The organism is Candidatus Symbiopectobacterium sp. (assembly GCF_020054415.1).
Classification (GTDB): Bacteria; Pseudomonadota; Gammaproteobacteria; order Enterobacterales; family Enterobacteriaceae; genus Symbiopectobacterium.
The window spans coordinates 1-6,109 of the sequence record NZ_JAHWCO010000297.1 but is presented as its reverse complement, the minus strand read 5'-3'; the positions used below and the strand labels follow the sequence as shown (position 1 = coordinate 6,109).

Genomic DNA, 6,109 nt, shown 5'->3' with positions numbered 1-6,109 from the left:
ATGAAAAAATGGCTTCGGACGGGCGCTCACGGTTCGCCAGTGACGCTTACCGTCATCGCAATGTAGTGGAAAGATGTTTTGGCCGATTAAAAGAATACCGCCGTATTGCCACACGTTATGACAAAACGGCGAGGAATTATTTTTCGATGGTTAAACTGGGCTGCATCCGCCTCTTTTACAAGAAGTTATGCAATTAAGGGACACAGCCTAACCCGTCAACCGGATGCAACGGCAGACGCACGTAGTCAGGCGAAAATTGTACAACTGACCCTGAATGGCGACGTGGACTGGGGACGCATCAACCATCAACTGCTGTTTGGCGTTGACTATGAAGCCGATCGTACCTTCCGTGGCGACATGATCCGCGGCACAGCAACTTCAGGTTTCAACATTTACAACCCGGTCTACGGCACGTTGCCCGCATCCACCACCGTCAGCGCCAAAGACAGCGATCAGCGTGAAAATATCGACAGCACCGGCTTTTTCGTGCAAGACACCCTGCGCCTGAACGAACGCTGGCAGCTGCTGGGCGGGTTACGCTACGACAGCTTTGATGTCATGGCAGGCAAAGGCCGCCCGTTTGTCGCCAACACCTACGGTTCCTACCACCGCCTGGTGCCGCGCACCGGCGTTATCTACATCCTGACACCGAACAGTTCGCTCTACGCCAGCTACAGCGAATCGTTCAAACCCAATTCGTCCATTGCCACTCAAATCGGCGCACTTCCTCATGAACTGGGCCGTTCTTATGAAGTGGGCACCAAAATCGATCTGCCGGACCGTATCACCGCCAACCTGGCGCTGTTCGATATCGTGAAACGTAACGTGATGGTGGATGAAACCATCGGCAATGAAACAGTGACACGCACCTCAGGCAAAGTACGTTCACAGGGTATTGAGCTGGATATGGCCGGTAAGCTCACCGACTCCCTGAGCCTGATCGGTAGCTACGCCTTTACTGATACGCGCGTGGTTGCCGATACGAAAAACAACGGTAACGAAATGACTAACGCCGCTCGCCACACTGCCGCGCTGTCCCTGACGCAAGATTTCGGGTCGCTTGGCTGGCATGCCGGAAACGACCTGCGCGCAGGTGCCGGTGCGCGCTACGTGGTTCGCCGTGCGGGAGATGCTGCCAACAGCTTCTATCTCGATGATTACACCGTTGCTGACGCTTTTGTTGCCTATATCGTGCGTTTAACGGCTACAAGGTGAAATGGCAGATGAACGTGAAGAACCTGTTTGATAAAACCTACTACCCGTTCAGCGGCAACAACCTGCGAGTGGCGGTGGGTGAACCACGTCAGGTGCTGCTGCGCGCCAGCGTAGATTTTTAATCCCGCCATCCCGCGCCCTTTGATCTTAACGATAAGGGCGCGGTCCTTTTCCTCTAAACTCCCCCCGCAAACAGTGGTTCTGCGAACAAAGCACGCTATACTCATCCTGTTGTCATGTGGCAAACATGTAATGGGAGGAACCATGTCTGGCGCGAGCAATATCGTGCGTTTACGGCCTCTGGAACGAGAGGATCTCAATTTTGTCCATCAGTTGGATAACAACGCCAGTGTGATGCGTTATTGGTTTGAAGAGCCCTATGAAGCCTTTGTGGAACTGTGCGATCTCTACGACAAACACATTCACGATCAAAGCGAGCGGCGCTTTATCATTGAGTTTGAAAAAAATCGGGTAGGTCTGGTCGAGTTGGTGGAAATTAACCATATCCACCGCCGCGCAGAATTCCAAATTATTATCGACCCCGCCTATCAGGGGCGTGGCTACGCCAGCGCCGCCGCCAAGCTGGCGATGGATTACGGATTTTCCGTGCTGAACCTGTACAAGCTGTACCTGATTGTGGACAAAGAGAACACCAAGGCTATCCACATTTATGCCAAGCTGGGCTTTGAAGTCGAAGCCGAATTGCGCCACGAGTTTTTCATCAACGGCGAATACCGCAATACCATTCGTATGTGCGTTTTCCAGCACCAGTATATGGAACGGTATAAAGCGAACGCGATGGCAGATAAACCGTCACCGGAAGCGGATATCACACGCTAACAGGTCGTGTATTCAATGGGTTGATGTAGCATCAAACGTAGTACTCGCATTCGATGTAAGTACCGATGATCCTATAGTGCATCTCGGATGATTTTGAATATCCGGGCGTCTTGCGATTGAGCCGTTGCAATCGGTTACGCAATGTCAGATGTGCACGCTCAATACGCTGTGTATACAGCTTGCTAACAATGTGTTTTGCTTTTGGAAGTTCGTCGTTGTAAGCCCTGTAGCCATCCGTGCACCAAAACGCCACACTGAATCTCAATAGCAGTTTCAGCAACTTATGCAGCGTTTTCTTGCTGCGAGAGCCAAATGCATGAGCGATAACCTGCTTCAAACGAGGCTCCAATGCATGCCACAGCCAGCGCTGTCGTTCTTTGTTGCCAATAAATGACCACATCTCATCCACTTCGCAAATCAGTTGAATTTGCAGGTTATCCAGTGGCTGCGTTGTTACATTCCGCGGAGAAAGTTTTTTTAAAGTGCGCACGACGGCATTGATACTAATATCTAGTGCCCGCGCAGTGTCACGAATACCCGCATTATTCATTGCCAAGTCAATGAGTTGGTCTGTCATTTCCGGTTGGCAGGCACGATAGGTATAGTCGAGCTGGAAGGTGCGTTTGCATGACTGACAACGGTAACGCTGATGGACACTTTTGCCATAACCGTGTTTTTTCACAGGAGATGTCTGTTCACAAAACGGGCATCTTATATCAACTTTAGCCACTGTATTCCACATCCAAAACCGGATATGGTACACTGCAATCAACATGTTCAATACACGACCAGCAGGAGCGATTTTTCTCGAAGGTAACGCTATCGATCCGTTAAACACTGCACACGCGCAATCCTTGGGCATCGGTACTGTTTACCAGGAGGTCAACCTTTTACCCAATCTGTCGGTGGCGGAGAATTTTTTTGGGCCGGGAACCCTTGCGTTTCGGCATGATTGATCAGAAAGAAATGGCGCGGCTTGCCAGGGGAATTGTTGCCTACTACGGGCTACGGATAGATGTTACCGATCCTTTAGGCAATTACTCGATCGCCATTCAGCAGATTATTGCTCGTGCGGTCGATCTTTCCGCCAAAGTTCTGATCCTTGATGAACCCAATGCCAGCTTGGATGCGAATGAGGTCGATATGCTGTTCGGCATTCTGTCCCATTTGCGTGAGCACTGTGTGGGCATGATTTTTGTCACCCATTTTCTCGATCAGGTTTATCGCCTTAGTGATCGTATCACCGTGTTGCGTAGCGGCAAACTGGTGGGCAGTGAAATGACGGCGGTGTTGCCGCGTATCGATCTGGTACAGATGATGCTGGGCCGCAGTTTTGATGGATCGCTATTAAAGCGCTCCGCTCATGCGACTGAAACTGGCGATCCTTTGGTCGAGTTTCGTGGCTATGGTCGTCGTAATATGGTTGCTCCCTTTGATTTGTCCGTTGCGCCAGGCGAAATCGTCGTGCTGGCGGGGTTATCGGGATCGGGTCGCACATAAACCGCTCAGCTCGTCTTTGGCATTAAAACGCCGGATAGCGGTGAAGCCAGGGTTGATGGTCAGTCCGTCTCCATTCGGAGCCCACGCAAGGCGGGCAAGCTGGGTTTTGGTTATTGCCCTAAAGATCGCAAAACCGAGGGCATCGTCGGTTCAGCGACCGTTCGAGAAGACATTATTCTGGCGTTGCAGGTCCAGCGCGGGTGGTTGCGTCCGTTGGCGTTAAAAGAGCAAACCCGCATTGCAGAAATGTTCATTGAGAGATTTGGGATACGCACGCCGGGTCCTGAACAGGAAATTCAGTATCTGTCTGGCGGTAACCAGCAAAAGGTGTTGCTGTCGCGCTGGCTGGCGACAGAACCGCGTTTTCTCATTCTTGATGAGCCGACGCGTGGCATTGATGTTGGGGCCCATGCCGAAATCATTCGGTTGATAGAAAAACTGTGTGAGCGTGGTATGGCGCTGCTGGTTATCTCTTCTGAGCTGGAAGAACTGACCGGTTACGCCGACCGTATCATTGTGTTGCGCGATAGAAAGCAGGTGGCACATCTGGCGCATCAGGAGATTTTCGTTGCTGCCGTGATGCAAGCCATTGCATTACAACCAGGAGGTGCGCATGACGGACAGCCATGTTAAACCCGTGCGTAGGATGCGCTTCGGCGTCAGTAAAGGGCTACCACAGATTGCGGCGTTGGTGGTCATCCTGTTAATCGATAGCCTGGTAGCGCCCAACTTCTTTTCGCTGCATATGCAAGATGGCCGTTTGTTCGGTAGCCTGATCGATATCCTTAATCGCGGCGCGCCGGTCGCATTGCTGGCATTGGACATGACGCTGGTGATCGCCACCGGTGGTATTGATCTTTCGGTGGGGGCGGTGATGGCTATTGCCGGTGATTCTACTGGCGGCAGTGCTCACCGGCGCAGTGTGCGGGCTGTGGAATGGTTTTCTGGTCGCTGTGTTACAGATCCAGCCGATTGTGGCGACCTTGATGCTGATGGTGGCTGGTCGTGGTGTCGCACAACTGATTACCGAAGGGCAGATTATTACCTTCGCACACCCTGCACTGGCACATCTGGGCAGCGGCTCTTTGTTCTACCTGCCGATGCCGGTGATTATCGCCTGTGCCATGCTGCTTTTGCTCTGGTTACTGACGCTCAAAACCGCGTTGGGATTATTTATTGAAGCGGTGGGTACCAATGTTCGCTCTGCCAGAAACGCGGGCATCAGTACGCGCCTGATCCTGATTTCTGTCTATGTCATCTGCGGTATCTGTGCTGCGGTTGCGGGTGTCATTATTACGCCCGACATTCGCGGTGCGGATGTGAACAATGCCAGTTTGTGGCTTGAACTGGATGCGATTCTGGCGGTGGTGATCGGCGGCGGCTCTCTGCTTGGGGGCCGTTTCAATCTGCTACTTTCGGTTATTGGGGCATTGATTATTCAAAGTATGAACACCGGTATTCTGCTGGCGGGGTACAAGCCAGAGCTAAACCTGGTGCTCAAGGCGTTGGTGGTGTTGGCGGTGCTGATCATGCAGTCTCCGCGTTTCTCGCTGCGCCGTCTGTTGCGGAGGCACGAATAATGCTGAAACGAAATATTCCGCTGTTGATTACGCTCGGGGTTTTTATCGTCGGCTATATGTTTTGCCTGAGCCAGTTTCCGGGATTTGCTTCCACGCGCGTGTTCTTCAACCTGCTGACGGATAATGCCTTTATCGGGATCGTGTCGGCATGACCTTTGTGATTCTCTCCGGTGGGATCGATCTCTCCGTCGGCTCGGTGATCGCCTTTACCGGAGTGCTGTTAGCAAAGCTGATTGGTACCTATGGTATGCATCCCGGCTATGCCATTGCGCTGGCGCTGGTGATGGGGGTGGCATTCTGTGCCCTAATGGGGTGGATTATCGACACCCTGAAACTGCCTGCGTTTATCATCATGCTGGCCGGTATGTTCTTTGTGCGCGGCATGAGCTTTATTGTCTCTCAGGAGTCTATCCCGATTGAACACACAGTGTATCAACAACTTGTCGGATTGGCGTGGCGTATGCCCGGTGGGGGACGCCTGACCTTTTTGGCATTGATCATGCTGATGACAGTGATTGTCGGGATGGTCTTGGCGCATCGCACCTGTTTTGGCCATCGCGTTTACGCCATTGGCGGCAATATCACTTCAGCGGAGCTGATGGGGGTGCGGGTGAGAAAAACCACCATTCAGATCTACATGCTTTCCAGTACGCTGGCGGTGTTGTCCGACATTGTGTTCTCGCTCTATACCTCCGCGGGTTACGCGCTGGCTGCGAGCGGCGTGGAGCTGGATGCGATTGCGGTAGTGGTGATTGGCGGTACGCTCCTGACCGGCGGCGTCGGCACGGTACTGGGCACCTTCTTTGGGGTGCTGATTCAAGGTCTGATTCAAACCTATATACCCGTGATCATTGAAGATGCTTGATTTTACGCGGTAAGAAGATCATGCTCACCCACTATGAAGATATTTATTACCGACAAGCAAAAAGCCGAACTCGAACACCTTCATGACACCAGTCGTGATAAGCGTGTTT

The 6,109-nt window shown here is 52.2% G+C and carries 4 protein-coding genes and 4 pseudogenes; 7 read left to right on the top strand and 1 reads right to left on the bottom strand.

Translation table 11 applies throughout. The annotated features are described in order from the left end of the window. The 3 genes and pseudogenes from QZ506_RS08605 to speG all read left to right on the top strand — a co-directional run. A partial coding sequence (locus tag QZ506_RS08605; RefSeq protein ID WP_291970403.1) for a transposase occupies positions 1–197 on the top strand: 197 nt, incomplete at its 5' end. Between the two features lie 10 nt (positions 198–207). Beyond that, positions 208–1,337 (top strand): annotated as a pseudogene (locus QZ506_RS08600) (TonB-dependent siderophore receptor); the annotation flags it as partial. A 142-nt stretch (positions 1,338–1,479) separates the two neighbouring features. Beyond that, the gene (gene speG, locus QZ506_RS08595) at positions 1,480–2,055 is read left to right on the top strand and encodes a spermidine N1-acetyltransferase (protein ID WP_291970401.1); all 576 of its coding nucleotides are present in this window, start codon (positions 1,480–1,482) and stop codon (positions 2,053–2,055) included. Between the two features lie 31 nt (positions 2,056–2,086). On the opposite strand, the gene QZ506_RS08590 is transcribed toward speG, so the two are convergent. Beyond that, complete coding sequence (locus tag QZ506_RS08590) at positions 2,087–2,785, bottom strand: IS1 family transposase (protein ID WP_291970399.1); 699 nt, start codon at positions 2,783–2,785, stop codon at positions 2,087–2,089. Between QZ506_RS08590 and QZ506_RS08585 the strand changes: the two genes are divergently transcribed. The 4 genes and pseudogenes from QZ506_RS08585 to yjfF form a co-directional block, all read left to right on the top strand. Further along, complete coding sequence (locus QZ506_RS08585) at positions 2,705–2,872, top strand: hypothetical protein (protein WP_291970398.1); 168 nt, start codon at positions 2,705–2,707, stop codon at positions 2,870–2,872. The two genes, QZ506_RS08590 and QZ506_RS08585, sit on opposite strands and share 81 nt — an antisense overlap. Next, positions 2,850–4,188 (top strand): annotated as a pseudogene (locus tag QZ506_RS08580) (sugar ABC transporter ATP-binding protein); the annotation flags it as partial. The gene QZ506_RS08585 and the pseudogene QZ506_RS08580, both read left to right, overlap by 23 nt. Then, positions 4,169–5,135: pseudogene (locus tag QZ506_RS08575) on the top strand (ABC transporter permease). The pseudogenes QZ506_RS08580 and QZ506_RS08575, both read left to right, overlap by 20 nt. Continuing rightward, positions 5,135–5,976 (top strand): annotated as a pseudogene (yjfF, locus tag QZ506_RS08570) (galactofuranose ABC transporter, permease protein YjfF); the annotation flags it as partial. The pseudogenes QZ506_RS08575 and yjfF, both read left to right, overlap by 1 nt. Between the last annotated feature and the right edge of the window lie 133 nt (positions 5,977–6,109).

What these genes read in the sequence shown, in the direction of transcription:
- speG (WP_291970401.1), top strand. Translation starts at nt 1,480, where the DNA reads ATGTCTGGCGCGAGCAATATCGTGCGTTTACGGCCTCTGGAACGAGAG.
- QZ506_RS08585 (WP_291970398.1), top strand. Translation starts at nt 2,705, where the DNA reads ATGGACACTTTTGCCATAACCGTGTTTTTTCACAGGAGATGTCTGTTC.